18 protein-coding genes and 1 other annotated feature are annotated in these 18,101 nt (G+C 41.9%); of the genes, 16 read left to right on the forward strand and 2 right to left on the reverse strand.

Annotated features, from left to right (window positions below; all coding sequences use genetic code 11):
* The first annotated feature begins 216 nt into the window (after positions 1–216).
* The 6 genes from rplK (at position 217) to G7Y42_RS07260 (ending at position 4,747) form a co-directional block, all read left to right on the forward strand.
* Positions 217–639 (forward strand): 50S ribosomal protein L11, encoded by a 423-nt coding sequence (gene rplK, locus G7Y42_RS07235; RefSeq protein ID WP_165005378.1) that lies wholly within the window; start codon positions 217–219, stop codon positions 637–639.
* A 99-nt stretch (positions 640–738) separates the two neighbouring features.
* Complete coding sequence (rplA, locus tag G7Y42_RS07240) at positions 739–1,428, forward strand: 50S ribosomal protein L1 (protein WP_165005377.1); 690 nt, start codon at positions 739–741, stop codon at positions 1,426–1,428.
* Positions 1,429–1,505: 77 nt separating this feature from the next.
* Positions 1,506–1,632 (forward strand) — a sequence feature (ribosomal protein L10 leader region).
* 120 nt (positions 1,633–1,752) lie between these two features.
* Positions 1,753–2,256 carry a 50S ribosomal protein L10 gene (rplJ, locus tag G7Y42_RS07245; protein ID WP_165005376.1) on the forward strand — a complete coding sequence of 168 codons (504 nt, stop codon included), beginning with the start codon at positions 1,753–1,755 and terminating at the stop codon, positions 2,254–2,256.
* Between the two features lie 52 nt (positions 2,257–2,308).
* Positions 2,309–2,677 carry a 50S ribosomal protein L7/L12 gene (gene rplL, locus G7Y42_RS07250; RefSeq protein ID WP_165005375.1) on the forward strand — a complete coding sequence of 123 codons (369 nt, stop codon included), beginning with the start codon at positions 2,309–2,311 and terminating at the stop codon, positions 2,675–2,677.
* A gap of 108 nt (positions 2,678–2,785) precedes the next feature.
* Positions 2,786–3,475, forward strand: coding sequence for a VTT domain-containing protein (locus G7Y42_RS07255; protein WP_165005374.1), 690 nt, complete (start codon positions 2,786–2,788; stop codon positions 3,473–3,475).
* Between the two features lie 81 nt (positions 3,476–3,556).
* Positions 3,557–4,747 (forward strand): MFS transporter, encoded by a 1,191-nt coding sequence (locus tag G7Y42_RS07260; RefSeq protein WP_165005373.1) that lies wholly within the window; start codon positions 3,557–3,559, stop codon positions 4,745–4,747.
* Positions 4,748–4,896: 149 nt separating this feature from the next.
* Here G7Y42_RS07260 and G7Y42_RS07265 read toward each other — a convergent pair whose 3' ends face one another.
* Positions 4,897–6,432 carry an ABC-F family ATP-binding cassette domain-containing protein gene (locus G7Y42_RS07265; protein WP_165005372.1) on the reverse strand — a complete coding sequence of 512 codons (1,536 nt, stop codon included), beginning with the start codon at positions 6,430–6,432 and terminating at the stop codon, positions 4,897–4,899.
* A 235-nt stretch (positions 6,433–6,667) separates the two neighbouring features.
* Here G7Y42_RS07265 and nagB point away from each other — a divergent pair, with 235 nt between their 5' ends.
* From nagB to G7Y42_RS07315, 10 genes are all read left to right on the forward strand, one after another.
* Positions 6,668–7,369, forward strand: a complete 702-nt coding sequence (gene nagB / locus G7Y42_RS07270) for a glucosamine-6-phosphate deaminase (protein ID WP_165005371.1) — start codon at positions 6,668–6,670, stop codon at positions 7,367–7,369.
* A 255-nt stretch (positions 7,370–7,624) separates the two neighbouring features.
* On the forward strand, positions 7,625–8,338 hold the full coding sequence (locus tag G7Y42_RS07275; RefSeq protein WP_165005370.1) for an MgtC/SapB family protein: 714 nt from the start codon (positions 7,625–7,627) through the stop codon (positions 8,336–8,338).
* Positions 8,339–8,574: 236 nt separating this feature from the next.
* Positions 8,575–9,687 (forward strand): AI-2E family transporter, encoded by a 1,113-nt coding sequence (locus G7Y42_RS07280; RefSeq protein WP_165005369.1) that lies wholly within the window; start codon positions 8,575–8,577, stop codon positions 9,685–9,687.
* A gap of 281 nt (positions 9,688–9,968) precedes the next feature.
* A complete protein-coding gene (locus tag G7Y42_RS07285; RefSeq protein ID WP_165005368.1) occupies positions 9,969–10,385 on the forward strand; it encodes a PTS fructose transporter subunit IIA in 417 nt (138 codons plus the stop codon).
* The gene (locus tag G7Y42_RS07290) at positions 10,382–10,852 is read left to right on the forward strand and encodes a PTS sugar transporter subunit IIB (RefSeq protein ID WP_165005367.1); all 471 of its coding nucleotides are present in this window, start codon (positions 10,382–10,384) and stop codon (positions 10,850–10,852) included. The genes G7Y42_RS07285 and G7Y42_RS07290 overlap by 4 nt, the downstream gene beginning before the upstream one ends.
* Positions 10,853–10,872: 20 nt before the next feature.
* Positions 10,873–11,640: a PTS sugar transporter subunit IIC gene (locus tag G7Y42_RS07295; RefSeq protein WP_165005366.1), complete on the forward strand. Its 768-nt coding sequence runs from the start codon at positions 10,873–10,875 to the stop codon at positions 11,638–11,640.
* A 12-nt stretch (positions 11,641–11,652) separates the two neighbouring features.
* Positions 11,653–12,468 carry a PTS system mannose/fructose/sorbose family transporter subunit IID gene (locus G7Y42_RS07300; protein ID WP_165005365.1) on the forward strand — a complete coding sequence of 272 codons (816 nt, stop codon included), beginning with the start codon at positions 11,653–11,655 and terminating at the stop codon, positions 12,466–12,468.
* 45 nt (positions 12,469–12,513) lie between these two features.
* Positions 12,514–13,470: an SIS domain-containing protein gene (locus G7Y42_RS07305; protein WP_165005364.1), complete on the forward strand. Its 957-nt coding sequence runs from the start codon at positions 12,514–12,516 to the stop codon at positions 13,468–13,470.
* 143 nt (positions 13,471–13,613) lie between these two features.
* Positions 13,614–16,361: a sigma 54-interacting transcriptional regulator gene (locus tag G7Y42_RS07310; protein WP_165005363.1), complete on the forward strand. Its 2,748-nt coding sequence runs from the start codon at positions 13,614–13,616 to the stop codon at positions 16,359–16,361.
* 3 nt (positions 16,362–16,364) lie between these two features.
* Positions 16,365–16,985, forward strand: a complete 621-nt coding sequence (locus G7Y42_RS07315) for an HAD family phosphatase (protein ID WP_165005362.1) — start codon at positions 16,365–16,367, stop codon at positions 16,983–16,985.
* A gap of 143 nt (positions 16,986–17,128) precedes the next feature.
* Here G7Y42_RS07315 and nrdF read toward each other — a convergent pair whose 3' ends face one another.
* Complete coding sequence (gene nrdF, locus G7Y42_RS07320; protein ID WP_165005361.1) at positions 17,129–18,094, reverse strand: class 1b ribonucleoside-diphosphate reductase subunit beta; 966 nt, start codon at positions 18,092–18,094, stop codon at positions 17,129–17,131.
* Between the last annotated feature and the right edge of the window lie 7 nt (positions 18,095–18,101).

Genomic DNA, 18,101 nt, shown 5'->3' on the forward strand with positions numbered 1-18,101 from the left:
AGAAATTGTTGTTTTTAAAAAAGAATTTAATCAAATGTCTTTAAAAATGAAAAAATATAAGAAAAAAATCTTGAAAAACCAAAGAAATTTGCTATACTGTACCAGTGTGCATTGTTTTGCACATTATTTGTCTGGCTTTTTTTTGACAAGTAAAACGTGGGAGGAGAAATATGCATCTCCAATTAACCACATCACGGACTTAAGGAGGTATGTCTCGTGGCAAAGAAAGTAGAAAAAATCGTTAAATTGCAAATTCCTGCAGGTAAAGCAACTCCAGCTCCACCAGTAGGTCCTGCACTAGGTCAAGCGGGTATCAACATCATGGGATTCACAAAAGAATTCAACGCTCGTACAGCTGATCAAGCAGGTTTGATCATTCCGGTTGTTATTTCTGTATACGAAGACCGTTCATTCACATTCGTTACAAAAACACCGCCAGCTGCAGTATTGTTGAAAAAAGCAGCTAAGATCGACAAAGGTTCAGGCGAACCAAACAAAAACAAAGTTGCGAAAGTTTCCAGCGATCAAGTAAGAGAAATCGCTGAATTGAAAATGGAAGACCTAAACGCAGCGAATGTAGAAGCAGCAATGCGCATGGTTGAAGGAACTGCACGAAGCATGGGGATCACTGTAGAATAATTTTCCCTAAGAAAGTAGCTTCTCAGTTGGCTCTATATTGAAAGATATAGAACACGTGGGAGGTACAACCGTTATAACCACAATCAAGGAGGAACCAAAATGGCTAAAAAGAGCAAAAAAATGCAAGATGCATTAAAAAAAGTTGATTCAAATAAAGTTTATCCTGTTGCCGAGGCAGTGGCTTTAGCAAAAGAAACAAACATTGCAAAATTCGATGCAACAGTTGAAGTTGCATACCGTTTGAATGTTGATCCTAAAAAAGCAGATCAACAAATCCGCGGTGCTGTCGTATTACCAAACGGAACTGGTAAAACACAAACTGTTTTAGTTTTTGCTAAAGGCGAAAAAGCAAAAGAAGCTGAAGCAGCTGGTGCTGATTTCGTTGGAGACGACGACATGGTTCAAAAAATCCAAAACGGATGGTTTGATTTCGACGTAGTTGTTGCAACACCTGACATGATGGCAACTGTTGGTCGTCTAGGACGTGTATTAGGTCCTAAAGGCTTGATGCCAAACCCTAAAACAGGTACTGTTACAATGGACGTGACAAAAGCTGTCAACGAAGTAAAAGCTGGTAAAGTGACTTACCGTGTCGACAAAGCTGGGAACATCCATGTACCAATCGGTAAAGTGTCATTCGACAACGAAAAACTTGTTGAAAACTTTGCAACAATCCACGATGTATTAGTGAAAGCTAAACCATCAGCAGCTAAAGGTCAATACATGAAAAACATCACTGTTACAACAACATTTGGACCTGGTATCCATGTAGACCAAGCTTCTTTCTAATCTAGATTAGAACGTTGATTGATCCAACTGAAAAATAATTCTTGACTCAACTAGTTTAGCGTGCTAAGCTAGTTGAGGTTAATAATTAACTTGTACCGAAGACAGTAGGTGGCGAGAGCCTTAATTTCCTACCGAGGACGTTTATTGAATATATTCAATAGTCCCTCTATGTCTGCGGTGGCATAGAGTTTTTTTATTGTGAATCACTGTGAACGGAGTGAATAGATGATGAACAATACTTGGCGACTGCCTATTCTTAGTTGAATAAGCCGTACGATCAGATTAAAAACTCTTCCATCAAAATTCAGGAGGTGAAACTCAAAAATGAGTGAAGCAATTATCGCAAAAAAAGCAGCAATCGTTGATGAAGTAAGCGAAAAATTTACAGCAGCAGCATCTGTAGTCGTAGTTGACTACCGTGGTTTGACTGTTGATGAAGTAACACGTTTACGTAAACAACTACGTGATGCAAACGTTGAAATGAAAGTTATCAAAAACTCAATCCTTTCACGTGCAGCAAAACAAGCTGGTTTAGAAGGTTTGGACGAAGTATTCACTGGCCCTACAGCCGTTGCATTCAGTAACGAAGACGTAGTCGCTCCAGCGAAAATCATGGACGAATTCTCTAAAGAAGCAAAAGCACTAGAAATCAAAGGCGGTATCATCGAAGGTAAAGTATCTTCATTGGAAGAAATCACAGCATTGGCAAAACTGCCAAACCGCGAAGGTCTTCTATCTATGCTGTTATCTGTACTACAAGCGCCAGTCCGCAACGTGGCTTACGCTGTCAAAGCAGTGGCAGACAAAGAAGATGGAGATGCAGCTTAAGAGCCGCATAGTGTATAAATAAAAAAAGAACATTTAAACGGAGGAAATTATAATGGCATTGAACATTGAAAACATCGTTGCTGAGTTAAAAGAAGCAACTATCCTAGAACTTAACGACCTAGTTAAAGCTATTGAAGAAGAATTTGGCGTATCTGCTGCTGCTCCTGTAGCTGTAGCTGCTGCTGGTGGCGCTGCTGCTGCAGAAGAACAAACAGAATTCACTGTAGAATTAACTGCAGCTGGAGACCAAAAAGTTAAAGTTATCAAAGCAGTTCGTGAAGCAACTGGCTTAGGCTTGAAAGAAGCTAAAGCTGTAGTTGACGGCGCACCTGCACCAGTTAAAGAAGGCGTATCTAAAGACGAAGCTGAAGAATTGAAAGCTAAACTTGAAGAAGTTGGCGCATCTGTAACTGTTAAATAATTCATTCGAATGTTTAGAACACCGAGAGCCTGTTTTGGTTCTCGGTGTTTTTTTCTTTTTGTGATAAACTAGTACATATTAAGATGTGAAATCACAGCAGGAGGAACTATGAAAAAGAAAAACATCCGATTCATTCTGATTGGACTTGGGCTCATCTTGATCGGTCTCGTGGGGTATCGCCTTTATTTAGAATACCAAACGGATATCCGCTTGCTTTTGGATCCGAAAGCAAGTAAGACGCAGCTATTGGCTCACATCCGTTCTCACGGATTTTTCGCAGCGCTTCTTTTAGTCGTATTGACGGCAGTGATGTGTGCCGTTCCCGGCATCCCTACGTCGGTTATTGGTGTTATTGCAGGGTTGAGCTTTGGTCCGTTCATTGGGGCAGGTATCAATGTTTTAGGGAATGCTTTGGGCAATATCTCCGCTGTTTTTTTGATGCACCGATTGAAGTTTTTAGATAAAAAAACTGAAAGAAATCACTGGGTCCAAGCGATCCAGCAAATGAAGCATCCGAAAATCGGCGTGATGTTAGGGTACATGATCCCGATCATTCCTTCTTCTATGGTGAATTTTGCAGCAGAGACGATCAAATTGCCACTTCGGCAGCTCGTGTTATCCATTATTTTCGGCGTGATCCCTTCTTCTGTATTATATGCGTGCGGAGGGGAAGCATTGTTCCATGGATACAATAAAACGGCTGTTATGTTGATTGCGGGTGTAGCTGTATTAATCGGTTTAGTTGTCTTTATTGTGAAAGATCGAAAGAACAGCCACTCGAAACGGCTAAATAAATGACTGAAGTAACGAATCAGTGAACTTTTCTATTCCCAAACTTTTTTAGAAGTTGTAAACTAAGAAAGGAAATGGGGGAAATGAATGGAAAGTAAAGAGAAAACACCGTTGACGACTTCACTTATTTTATTATTATCGATCACTTGCGGTGTAGTGGTTGCCAATATGTATTATATCCAGCCAATCGGGACAAAGGTAGCTGCAAGTCTGTCTGTCGATACAAGTGCGATAGGGATCTTAACGATGCTGACGCAATTGGGCTATGCGTTAGGATTACTGTTTTTAGTTCCTCTCGGGGATGTAGTGGATCGGCCAAAACTGATTATTCGAATGGCTGCTTTGTCTGCGATCTCATTGTTAGCCGCTTTTTTTGCGCCATCATTCACGTTGTTTGCGTGTGCGTCTTTTCTTATCGGGTTGCTTTCGATCGTGCCACAGATCATCATTCCTTATGGGGCGGTACTTGCAGGTCCGTCTGCGAGAGGGAAAGTGATGGGGACGCTACTCAGCGGACTACTTGTGGGGATCTTGCTGTCTCGGACGATTTCAGGGATCGTTGCCAGTCTTTTTTCTTGGCGGATGATCTACTTGATCGCTTTATGTGCGGTAGGGATCTTGACACTGCTTCTGTACTGGAAAATGCCGCGAACAGTCAATCAAACTGCTCCAACGGTTTCCTATCTTGATTCGCTGAAAAGTTTACCTAAGCTTGTCGCAACTCAACGTCTTTTGAGGGAAGCAGCTATCAGCGGTTTTTTCATGTTCGGCACTTTTTCGATTTTTTGGTCGACACTGATTTTTTACATCAGCAGTCCCGCCTATCATTGGGGGACATTCGAGGCAGGGATTCTAGCGATTTTTGGTTTGTCAGGTGCAGTCGCAGCTCCGATTGTCGGTCGATTGGCTGATTCTTATTCGGAAAGAAAGATCGTCGCGATGGGACTTGTGATGCAAACGATCAGCTTCATTGCTTTATTGGTTGCTGGAAGCCATTTGGTTTTCTTGCTCTTAGCTATCATTTTATTGGATGTCGGTAATCAATTCGGGCAAGTAGCAAACCAGACACGTGTACAAGGATTAGGAGAAGCAGCGAGCAACCGGAACAACACGGTATTCATGTTTATGTACTTTATCGGGGGAGCCGCTGGTTCGTTGCTGGGCACGACGATGTGGCAGCAGTATGGCTGGTTAGGTGTGACCTTGAGTGGGCTTGCTTTTCAAGCTTGTGCATTTTTCTTTCAATTCGTTGTTTTTCGAGAGAAAAAAGAAAACTAAAAAGAGATTGAGAGCCTGCTGTTTAGCTCTGAGGCACAAGGAACGATTTTCAAGAAACAGCTTCTCATGTTTGATGAATATTGTGATTTATGCCCGTTTACTCGGAAAAAGGAACTGCGACAAGACTTTTGTCACAGTTCCTTTTCATCTCATTGCTTCGGTTCGATCTCGATGACTCGCTGCACCAGATCTTGATAGAATTCTTGCTCATGGGAAACGATAAGAACAGTTCCCGGGAATTTCTGGATACCAGTTTGCAGGCTGTCTTTTGTTTCATGGTCGATGTGATTCGTCGGTTCATCCAAAATCAGTAGATTTCCTTGGTTCATGGTCAATTGGGCAAGTTTGACTTTGGTCTGTTCGCCACCGCTCAATGTAGACAAGGGTTCACTAGCAAGCTGATTGACCAAGCCTGCTTTTGCCAGTTGTCTGCGTAATTCTTTGATCGTAGCTTTCGGAAACTGACTGCTCAGATACTGTAAAGGCGTTTCTAGCGGATGTTCCCAATGAAGATCCTGCGAGAAATAATTGATCGCTGTATTATCAGGAAAATGGAAGTCTCCGCTTATTTGACTGATTTCTCCGATCAGTGTTTTGAGCAGTGTCGATTTTCCGATCCCGTTGAAGCCGCGGATCGCGACTTTCTCTCCGAAACGGATCGTCAGATTGATAGGTGAAAGCAATGGTTTGTCATAGCCGATCACTAAGTCAGTCGTTTCTACTGCTAACGTTGTAACGATAGGTGAAAAAGGAAAATCAAAGACAGCTTTTGCCGTTGAAGCTGGAGGGGTCAAGCGTTCGATTTTATCCAGTTGCTTTTGGCGGCTTTTTGCCATGGTGGAACGTGAACCTGCTTTGTATTTCCGGATGTAAGCTTCGGTTTTTTCGATCTGCTTTTGCTGTGCATGGAATTGTCGCAAATAGCTTTCACGGTTTTGTTCCTTTTGTTTCAGCGCTTGTTTCAGATGCCCCGTGTATTTTGTGATTTTGCCAAATTCGATATCAGCAATGTGCGTAGTGATCTGGTCTAAGAATTCCTGATCATGCGAAATCACGATATAAGCACCTTCAAAGCTTTGCAGAAACTGTGTCAGCCACTGGATATGCTGATCGTCCAAGTGGTTCGTCGGTTCATCTAAAATCAGGACATCTGGATTTTCCAAGAGCAGTTTGGCTAAGATGACCTTTGAACGCTGCCCGCCGCTGAGATTCTTCAGCAGTGAATCCAGACCTAACACGTCGATACCTAGCCCGGTACTCATTTCAGCCACTAAAGTATCGATTTGATAGAAAACTCCTTGGTCCAATTCAGTTTGTAATTTTCCGGCTTTTTCAAGCAAGGCATCTTCGAACGTTTCGCTATAGGTTTGATAAAGAGAAGCAATCGTTGCTTCTTTTTCGTATTCTTTGGCGTACGCAGTTTTTAAAAATTCTTCGATCGTCAGCGTTTCATCGACTTCTACATATTGATCCAAGTACCCTTTATGGATGTTCTTTTGCCAATGGATCTGCCCGTCGTCTGGCAGGATCTCGCCTGTGATGATTTTGATCAGTGTACTTTTTCCGGCACCGTTTTGGCCGATCAGCCCGAGATGCTCGCCTGCATTCAATTGCAGATCGACCCCTTCATAGAGGATTTTGTCGCCGAATTGTTGGGTAATGTTGCTTAATGTCAGTATACTCATAATAACTCCTTTTTTCATAAAAAAACTGCAGACATAAAGTGTCCACAGTGAACAAATCGCTTGGTTTTCATACAGCATAGATTGTCTGGTTGAACTGTCTTATGAAACCTAACACGGATTGCCTTTTTTTGTCAAGAAAATGAAAGAAAATGGGATTTGGTCTATACTGATTATTGTAAATAGCGTAAAAGAGTGGTATAATTGGGCTATACCAAAACACAAAGGAGCAATCGCTATGGAAATCATTCGTGTAAAAAACGCTGAAGAAGGCGGGAAAAAAGCATTTGAAATTATCAAAGAAGGTATGGACAAAGGCGCGAAAGTACTAGGATTGGCAACAGGAAGCACACCTGTAACTTTATATAAAGAAATGACTTCAAGCGACTTGGATTTCAGTGGAATGACTTCTGTAAACTTAGATGAATACGTTGGTCTAGGCGGTTCAGATGAACAAAGCTACCGTCATTTCATGGATGTCCAGTTATTCGATAAAAAACCATTCAAAGAAACATTCGTTCCAGATGGAAAAGCAGAAGATTTAGAAGCTGCATGCAAAAAGTACGATCAGATCATCGACGAACATCCGATCGATATCCAAATCTTAGGGATCGGTCAAAATGGACATATCGGTTTCAACGAGCCAGGTGCCTCATTTGACGGAACGACTTCCGTAGTCGATTTGACAGAATCAACGATCAATGCAAACAAACGATTCTTCGAAAAAGCAGAAGATGTACCGACAAAAGCTGTCTCAATGGGGATTGGCTCGATCATGAAAAGCAAAGAAATCGTCCTGATGGCATTTGGCGAAAGCAAAGCAGATGCAATCAAAGGAATGATCGACGGACCTGTGACGAATCATTTACCAGCAAGTGTACTGCAAAACCATGACAACGTGGTCGTGATCATCGACGAAGAAGCAGCAAGTAAATTGTAATTTTCAAAAATAACGTAAGGCATCCAATCATGCGAATGATTGGGTGTTTTTTGATAAAATGAACAAATGAATAGAAATATGTTGCAGTAGGGCTCAGCAAGAGTCTATGGCATTTTGATGTATTATTATAGAAATGTTACGCTAAGGCAATAAAAAAAGGCGCTGATCTCAGCTTTTCTTTTCTGTGTTTCTAAAAACTGCACTTTTTTTGTCTGCTCCATCTAGACGTGATATATTGGATTGGAGGGTGTTGAAATGAATGATATGGTATTGACAGTTCCAGAGATTATTTTGAGACTAGGGATCGCGATGCTGTTTGGCGGGGCGATCGGATTTGAGCGACAATATAAAAATCGACCGGCTGGGATGCGTACGCATATCCTTGTCTGTATGGGCGCGTGTATCATTGCATTGATCCAGGTCGAGATCGCCAGTGGCGCCTTAAGAGATGCACTGGAATATCCGCAGCTTGCCGGGACGATCCGTTCAGATGAAGCTCGGTTGATCGCACAAGTGGTGAGCGGTGTCGGATTTTTAGGTGCTGGAACGATCATCGTGACGAAACAGTCTGTCACAGGATTGACGACTGCCGCTTCTTTATGGGCTATCGCAGGACTAGGGATCGCGATCGGCATGGGGTATTATTCGATTGCAATCATCAGTTTTATCGGTATTGCGATCGCATTGACTGTGGTGAAGCGTGTCATCCATGTGCCGACAACGAAAAAGCTGGAGATCCAGTTCATCCACCGAAAAGAAACCAAAGATTTTCTCACGGATTATTTTGAAGAGAAAAATATCGTGATCGAGGATGTCAATTTCGATGTGAAATTCGTTGATGATTATCGCGTATATAAAAATATTTATACGATCGATCTGCCAAAAGGATTGACCTATGCAGATGTGATCGAAGAACTATCCGTACACAAAAATATTACAAAACTACATCTAGTCAGTATTGCACAATAAAAAACAAGCAATCGCATCACTGAACGAAAAGAGGTTGTGCCAACTGCGTTTTGAACGCCGTTTATTCGAAAAACAGGATCTGAGACAAGTCTTTTGTCTCAGATCTTTTATTTTTATTTTTTTAAAAAAGGTCTCGATGATTTTCATTTTGTTTTTATTAAGCATTTGATAAATAGTTCAATTTCCCTTAAAAAAAATGATAGAATCAAAGTATCAAATAGAGTTGGAGGAGATGTATGCATTCACGTTTTAAACAATCAAAGTTATTTTTTTGGACAGTGGAACTTGTCCTGACGATTATCGGCGTGTATTTTATCTTACAGATGCCGAATGTTTTCAGCCCAATCTTGAAAATGCTTTCGGCGGTCTTTTTGCCGTTGTTAGTGGCAGGGTTCATCTATTATATGTTTGACCCGGTCGTTGTTTTTTTAGAAAAGCGCCGGGTACCCAGAGTCGTAGGGTTTATCTTGACGTTTCTTTTCTTGATCATCGTACTGGTTTTGACCTTGATGAATGTGGTGCCTCAATTAGCAGAGCAGACCGTTCAACTGACGCAAAGCCTTCCTGTCTATGCAGATGAAACCAGCAAGTGGCTGAATGAATTAGCGCAACGAGAAGAATTCAAGAATTTCAATTTGGAGGAGCAGCTTGCTTCAGCGAATTTCTCTCTTAGCAATCTGTTCAATCTGGCATTGGTCAGTTTGACATCCAGTGTGTCCAAAATCATCTCTTTTATGATGCAATTCCTGATCTTATTGTTTACAGTCCCGTTTATTCTACTGTTCATGTTTAAAGACGGGCATAAATTCATCGACGCGCTATCCAAGTTTTTCCCGAAAACGATCCGGGGAGAATTGCGTCAAACTGTCAAAGAATTGAATGAAACATTGTCTGCGTACATCAGTAGTACGATCCTTGATGCACTGATCATCGGCATCATGAGTTTTATCGCTATGACGATTTTCCAGCAGCCGTATAGCTTGTTGCTGGCGGTGATTTGCGGGATCACCAATATCATCCCGTATGTCGGTCCATTCATCGGGGCAGTACCGGCGATGATCGTCGGGTTGTTCGTCTCGCCTTTGCAGGCCTTTTATATGGCAGCATCGATCTTGGTCATCCAGCAGCTGGATGGGAATCTCATCAAGCCACTCCTATTCGGTAAATCACTCAATATCCACCCGTTGACGATCATTCTCGTTCTGATCGGTGCAGGAAGTGTTGCCGGGATCTTAGGCATGCTGATCTGTATCCCAGTATATGCAGTCATCAAAACATTGATCTTGAACATCCGAAAAATCTATATGTTGAAAAAATTTGAGGGAGTAACGGAGACAGAGAGGCTTTGAACATCAGTCTCACTTCGCAAGTTGACTAAAAACAATTTATCATAAACCATTTTGGAGTTAAGAGACGCGGATCAGTCATCCGGGTCTTTTTTTTTGCCTGATTTTAGTATCTGGTGGATTTGTAGTGAGCATATAGGCAACACTTCGTTCAACAATGACTAGCGGGAAAAAATCAGTGTTGAAAGTTGTCATGTATAGGCTGTCAGCCGTATTTCCAGTAGTTTCCACACTTTTTGGCACGTAAATTGCTCATATAAAAGTGACGACAAGGAGGCGAAAAAATGAATCTGATTATTTTAGCCAGTCACGGAAAGCTGGCGCAAGGCATGAAACATACTGCCGAGATGATCATCGGTGATACGAAACAAATTTATGCATTTGGGGCTTATCGAGAGGAAGAACAGTCCATTAAGAAAAAAATAGAAAAAGTGATCAGTCGGACAAATGAACAAACAGACGTTTACTTATTGACGGATATCCTAGGTGGGAGCGTGAATACCGAAGTCATGCAGCTACTGAGGGACTATCCTGACATCCAGATAGTGACAGGGATGAATCTGCCGTTAGTTCTTTCACTGGCAACACAGTCTGAAAAAATTTCTGATAAACGTTTAGAAGAGTTGCTAGAAGAAAGCAGACAAGCAGTTTTGGATTGCACCAGATTAGTCAAAGAAAAAACAAAGGAGGAAGAATTATGATCAAATTAGTCCGTATCGATCACCGTCTACTGCATGGACAAGTCGTATTTTCCTGGAGCAAAGCGCTGAATATCACACGGATCATCGTGGTGGATGACTTGGCTGCAAAGGACGAATTCAAACGGATGTCCTTGAATCTGTCAAAGCCAAGCGGTATCCATCTCAATATTTTCACCGTAGAAGAAGTGCTAGAAAAAATGCCGAAAATCAAACAATTGAAGGACAACATCATGCTGATTTTCGGGCATACTTCCAGTGTACTCAAGGTTTGTCAGCACTGTCCGGAGATCACAGAGATCAACTATGGCGGGATCGCAAAAAAAGAAGGGTCCCAGCAATATAGCAATGCGGTCTTTTTAACGAAGGAGGAATTAGCAGACTCAAGAGCATTGAAGGAGTTAGGTATTCGTATGTTTATGCAGCAGGTACCCACGTCAAGAAAAGAAGAGCTGAACGAGAAAATATGAGTTGAAAAAGGAGGAACGTCATGTTATTTCAAGCAATCATACTTGGTCTCATTGGTATTGTCTGTATTTTAGATTCAAGATTATTAGGCCGTTTGAATTTCGAGCGTCCATTGATTGTCAGCACGTTTGTCGGTCTTGCATTAGGCGATTTGGAAAAAGGACTGATCGTCGGCGCCTCTCTTGAACTGATGTCATTGGGGCTGGTGAATATCGGCGCAGCAGCTCCACCAGATATGAACATGGCTTCGATCATTGCGACTGCTTTTGCGATCCTTTCTAATGCGAATGCGGAAACAGCATTGACGATCGCTATCCCGATCTCTGTATTGGGGCAGATGTTGGGGATCGTGATGCGCACCGTTTTATCGAACCTGACTCACCGAGCGGACACGCTGATCCTGGAAGGAAAATACGGAAGAGCCCGCCGAATCCATATTTTGTGGGGGACTTGCTTGTATGCTTCGATGTACTTTGTCCCTATTTTTCTAGCCATCTATTTTGGGACGGACCTAGTCAAACAGATCGTAGAAGCGATCCCAGAATGGTTGACCAATGGCTTGACCTTGGCTAGTAAAATCTTACCAGCGTACGGGTTCGCACTACTTTTGAATACGATGCTGACGAATCGACTGATCCCATTTTTGCTGTTGGGATTTTTCATCACCGCTTATTCTGGTTTGAGTATCATCGGGATTGCAGCTTTTGCCTGTATTCTGGCATTCTTGATGGCTGAACTAACATTCAAATCCGGCAATCAGGAGACGACTGCCGATCTGCTGGATGATTAAGGAGGACGTTTTATGGAAAAAGGAAAAGATCCCAATAACTGGAAATACCGTCAGTTTTTCTGGCGTTCTTGGGCGATCCAAGCATCTTGGAATTATGAAAGACAAATGAACATGGGCTTTTTGTATGGGATGGCGCCTATTATTGATGCCATCTACAAAGAGCCGAAAGATGATGAGCTGAAAAAAGCTGCCTATCAGCGCCACATGGCTTATTACAATTGTACACCGCAAACAAGTGCGTTTATTTTGGGACTTGCAGCTTCAATGGAAGAACAGTACGCAGAAGATCAGGAGAATTTCAATGTAGAAGCAGTCAGTGCAGTGAAGACAAGTTTGATGGGACCGTTATCGGGGATTGGCGATTCCTTCTTTCAAGGGACGATCCGTGTACTTGCTTTTGGCTTAGGAATCAATCTAGCACAAGACGGAAGCATACTTGGACCGATCTTAGCCATGCTGATCTCGTTCATCCCGTCTGCATTGATCACTTACTACGGCGGGAAGATCGGGTATAACATGGGGAACAAATATCTCCACAAGCTATACCAGGAAGGTCTGATGGAAAAAGTCATGTATATCTGTTCTATCGTGGGGTTGATGGTCATCGGCTCGATGATCGCAAGCATGATCAACATCACTACGCCTATCCATATGGGGAAATCTTTTGTCTTACAAGATGTATTAGATAACATCATGCCGCAGATCGTTCCTTTGCTGCTCACTTTTTTCATGTACTGGCTGTTAAAAAAGAAAGTGCCTACTGGCTGGATGCTGTTCATCAGTATAGCAGGCGGCGTGTTATTGAGTGTTTTAGGTCTTTTCAATTAGTGATAAGCATTATTGCTTAACTATAAATAAGGAGGGTATTCATTCATGAATCCAAAAGAAATCATCCAAACGATCACAAAGGAAAACAAGATCAGTTCTGTCTTTTTTGTCGGGTGCGGGGCATCGAAAGCAGATCTGTATCCCGCCAAATATTTCTTAGAGCAAGAGGCAGTTCAGCTTAGAGTCCATCATTACACGGCAAATGAATTCAATTTTGCGACACCTACTGCTGTTGACCATACAGCAATCGTCATCACGGCTTCACTGGGAGGGACGACGCCGGAAACAGTAGAAGCGAATGCTGTAGCGAAAGAAAAAGGGGCACATGTCATCAGTCTGACAAGATCAGTCGATTCTCCATTGACAAAAGAGGCTGATTTCGTCATTTACCATGGCTTTGCTGAAAGCTACGCTGCAAAACTTGAAAAAACCGGTTATGCCCTACAACTGGCTGTGGAAATCTTAGAACAGACAGAAGGGTACGACCATTATGACCAGATGATCGAAAGCTTTCCGAAGGTTTACCAGTTATGCCAAGAAGCTGCGCAAGAAGCACGTCTGGACGCAAAGAAATTCGCTGAGAAATTCAAAGCAGATCCTGTCATCTATGTGATGAGCAGTGGAGCGACCCATGAAGTGGCGTATTCTACATCCATTTGTCTAATGCAGTGGATCCATTCCGGCACCTTCCATAGCGGTGAATTTTTCCATGGACCATTTGAGATCGTGGATAAAGACGTGCCGTTTATCCTACTGATGAATGATGGGAAAACAAGGAAAATCGATAGTCGTGCACTGACTTTCTTACAGCGTTTCGATGCAAAAGTAACAGTAGTCGATGCGCTTGATCATGGTCTGTCGAGTGTTATCGGGCAGGAAGTGATCGATTATTTCAATCCATTTCTCATTACAGCAGTCTTCAGAGTATATGCAGAAGAGCTGTCGCTGGCAAGAGAACATCCGTTGACAAAACGCCGTTACATGTGGAAACTGACCTATTAACCAAATCAGTCGAACCATTTACTTGTGAGTGATTCGTTGATCTCTGGACAGAAAAGAAAAAGCTGTGAGGCGCTCTTTCCTGTCCAGGATCTTTTGAAAGGGGAGAATCTGATAGAATTAGTCCAAAAGAAAGTGGTGATGAAATGAATGAGGCAGTTTTTCATTATCTCAAACAGAAAACAAAGGAGTATGCAGCAGTAGACCCTGCTGTTTTTTCAGCACAAAGGATCTCTGAAGCGATCCAACTCAATCGCAGTACGGTTAGTGGCTATCTGAATCAAGGTTACAAAGCAGGAGAATTGATAAAAATCAAAGAATATCCTGTTTTGTTTTTACATCGGGAAACCTTTGCGAACTGCTTTTTCTCTCCAAAAAAAAATGCGTACGATTCATTGGAAGAATTGATGGAGGAATCTGGAAAAAAAGAAGAATCGCCTTTAGAAAACGTGATTGGTGCGAAAGGGAGTCTGAAAGAACAGATTGAACAAATCAAAACAGCTGTTTTATATCCGGAAAATGGCTTGCCGATCATGCTGCATGGCGCAAGTGGTTCAGGGAAAAGCTATTTAGCCAGAAAAATTTATGAGTACGCAGTTTATGAAAAAGTAGTGAAGGAAGATGCACCGTTTTTGTCCTTGAATTGCGCGCAATATTTCAATAACCCAGAATTGTTATCCAGCTTGTTATTCGGTTATGCAAAAGGAGCTTTTACTGGCGCTGAACAAAATAAACCTGGACTTTTAGCTGCTGCTGATCAGGGAGTATTATTTCTTGATGAGGTCCATCGTCTGACTGAAGAAGGACAGGAAAAACTTTTTTCATTCATGGATACGGGGAAGTACACACCTGTAGGCGATGACGGTGATGAGCGAAAAGCCACCGTTCGATTCATTTTTGCGACTACAGAAGATCTTCAAATGACCTTTTTGCCTACTTTTTTGCGAAGACTGCCCGTCATCATCGGCTTGCCCAGTTTCCAGGATCGTTCTCATTCGGAAAGGCTGCGTTTGATCGACAGTTTTTTCTTGGCAGAAAGCGCGATTTTAGAAAGAGAATTGCATATTTCTAAAAAAGTGATCCAGTATCTGCAGCACGCAGATTTTGAAGGGAACGTCGGGAAAATCAAAAATATCGTCAAATATACTTGCGCTAGTGCGTACGCAAGAAAAAAAGAGCACACGGAAATAACCGTTACGATCAATGATCTGCCACATGACTGTTTTGTTAAAACAAAAGAGAGTTATACCGATCAATATCGGTCTGCACCAATGCGGAGTTATGCACCAAACATGGATCTGGGTACTTTTTTGCATTCAGAAGAGCTAGTCAGGCTTTCGCGTTTTTTTACGGATCTGCTGGATAATTTTCGCTCATTTGAGAATAAAGAGCTGACCACAGCGTATTTTATCGATTCTACGATAAGAGAAGTTGTCTTATTGATGGATGAATTTGTTTTTCATCCCGTGTTTTCTCAGAAGGAATCTGCTTTTTCCTTTCTGACTTATCATATTCGTTCGACGTTTTCTTATATGGCAGAGAATTACGGATTTGAACAAGACGGGAACCGCGTACTTGCCATCGCTACGTATCTGTATCTAAAAGATGACCAGATGCTTTTTGGCGAACACCTGCAATGGCAAACGTCCAAAAAGCGATTGCTTCAATTCCTGGATGAATACATGGAAGAAACGCTTTGGCTGGGGAAACAATTGTTAGAACAGTTGTCCAGCAGGATGGAACGCCCTTTTTTAGAAGAAGATCTGATTTTCGTGACTTTTTATCTGCATAGTTTCAGTCCGTCTAAAATCACGAGTAAAATCAAGGCAGTCGTACTGGCACATGGTTACTCGACAGCCAGCAGCCTTGCAAATGTAGCGAATCGACTATTGAAAAAGAATCTTTTTCAAGCATTCGATATGCCAATCGATATCTCTTTGGCAGAGGTCGAAGAACAAGTGCTGCGCTACATAGAAAATTATCGTACGCAAGCTGGGCTGATCTTGCTTGTCGATATGGGCTCGCTCAATCAGCTGAGCAGCCGATTGTCGCGTTATTTAAGCGGTCCGCTACTGATCATTGATTCTGTTTCCACACCGATTGTCTTGGAAATCGGCGAAGCATTACTTAAAGACCAAACACTAGACGAGATCTATCAGACGATCCAACTAGAGGACCGGATCCACAAACAATTTGTCTTACCGCAGCGAAAGAAACGAAAAGCGATTTTGACCTGTTGCTACACCGGAATGGGCAGTGCCGTACAAATACAAGAAATCTTAGCTAAGAGCATTGGCGAAGCCGGAAAAGACCTGAGTATCATCCCTTACGATTATCATAAGCTGAAAACACGTAAGCAAAAGGAGATGCCCTTCCAGTTGTATGACATTTTAGCGATTGTGGGGACAGAAGATCCCGAAGTAGACGGTGTTTTGTATATTGGTTTGGATCATTTAGTTTCAGGAGAAAAAGTCGAACAGTTCATAGAATTGCTAGAAAAACAATTACCGATCAATGCAGGAATGCTGAAAGAAGAACTCGTTTTCCATTTCTCTTTGAAAAAAATCGTTGAGAATCTAGTGATCTTAGATGCAGAAAAAGTATTAGGGCTAGTAAAAAAAGCAGTAGGCAGGCTGGAAAAAATGTTACAGATCCATTTAAGCAGTAATCGTCGTTTCCTGCTCTACCTCCATTCTTGTTGTATGATCGAACGGATCTTGCGTAAAGAAAAAATCGATCCTCAAGACGATCTCGAAGAATACATGCAACAGGAAAAAACAACGCTTGAAGCAATCAGCTATTCTTTTAACGAGATCGAAAGAGAATATACAATCACTCTTTCAGATCTTGAATTGAGGCTGCTGAGTGAAATCATTTTAGGAGAAGGAGAATAACAGATGTTTGATAGTGTGATTTTTGATATGGATGGCGTATTAGTCGATACGGAAGTGTTTTATTTCAAAAGGAGAATGGCTTTTTTTGAAGAAATAGGCGTAAAACCGGATGCGACAGGAATCAATGAGTGTTTGGGAAAAACCGAAGAAGGGATCTGGACGACGCTTGTCCGTGACGAAACACAGCGCAAAGAATTGAGGAATCAGTATGTGGAATATAGGAAAGCACACCCAATCGATTATCCGAGTGTCCTTCAGCCAGGGGTAAAACAACTCTTGCAGGAAATACGACAGCGAAAACGGAAATTGGCAATCGCCTCTTCTTCACCATTGAAGGAAATCCAAAAAATGCTTGAGGAGTGTGTGCTGACTAGCTATTTCGATGTGATCGTAAGTGGTGCAGAACTAAAAGAGAGCAAGCCGAACCCGATGATCTATGAAAAGACAAAAGCAGTATTAGGAACGAAACGAGCTGTCGCTGTAGAGGATTCTGTCGTAGGGATCACTGCGGCAAAAAGAGCAGGGCTCTTTACTTTTGCGCTGGAGCAGCCTTTTGAAGTAGACCAGACACAAGCAGATCAAAAGATCAAGACATTATGGGAGATCGCCAATTGGCTGGATTGAAGCGAAGCATCGTGTGTATCCATTGACTCATTCATCAGTCAGACAATGAGCTATATTATAAAAAAAGATGCCATGGCTATTCCGAATGAAATAGTCATGGCATCTTTTTTAAGAGAGGAACTTGGACGGATCGTTTAACGAATTTATTCCAAGCCGATCAAATAATCGTCGTCTTGCATCGCTTCTACATGTCCTAGCAGATAGCCGTTTCCGACTTGTGAGAAGAAGTCATGGTTGCTTGTACCTGTTGAGATACCGTTCATCACGATCGGATTGACGTCATTAGCTGTGTCTGGGAAGAGTGGGTCCATACCCAAGTTCATCAATGCTTTATTTGCATTATAACGAAGGAAAGTCTTCACTTCTTCGGTCCATCCGATTGGATCATATAATTCTTCTGTGTAGCGTTCTTCATTTTCATATAACTCATACAATAAGTTATACATCCAGTCTTTCAAGCGTTCTTGTTCTTCTTCAGGCAATTCATTGAAGCCTAATTGGAATTTGTAGCCGATATATGTTCCATGGACAGATTCATCACGAATGATCAGTTTGATGATCTCAGCTACGTTCGCTAATTTATTGTTCCCCAAGTAATAAAGAGGTGTATAAAAACCAGAATAGAACAAGAAAGTCTCCAAGAACACACTAGCGATTTTCTTTTCTAAAGGTGTACCGTTTTTATAGATCTCATTGATTTTTTCTGCCTTTTTTTGCAGATAAGGGTTGGTGTTGGTCCACTCAAAAATTTCATCGATTTCTTTTTTTGTATTCAGCGTACTGAAAATCGAAGAATAGCTTTTTGCATGGACAGATTCCATGAATTGGATATTGTTCAGCACCGCTTCTTCATGGGGCGTACGGACATCGTTTCGCAATTGATCCATTCCGCTTTCTGATTGAACAGTATCTAGTAGAGTCAATCCGCCGAACACATGACCAACTGTATCTTTTTCCAGTTGTGAAAGCGTACGCCAGTCATCCAGATCATTCGAAAGCGGGATACGCGTATCTAGCCAGAATTGTTCGGTTAATTTTTCCCAAGTAGATTTGTCGATGATGTCTTCGATTTCATTCCAGTTTATTGCTTCATAGTAAGTTTCTGACATGAGAATG

Source organism: Enterococcus sp. ZJ1622 (assembly GCF_011038845.1).
GTDB lineage: Bacteria > Bacillota > Bacilli > Lactobacillales > Enterococcaceae > Enterococcus_B.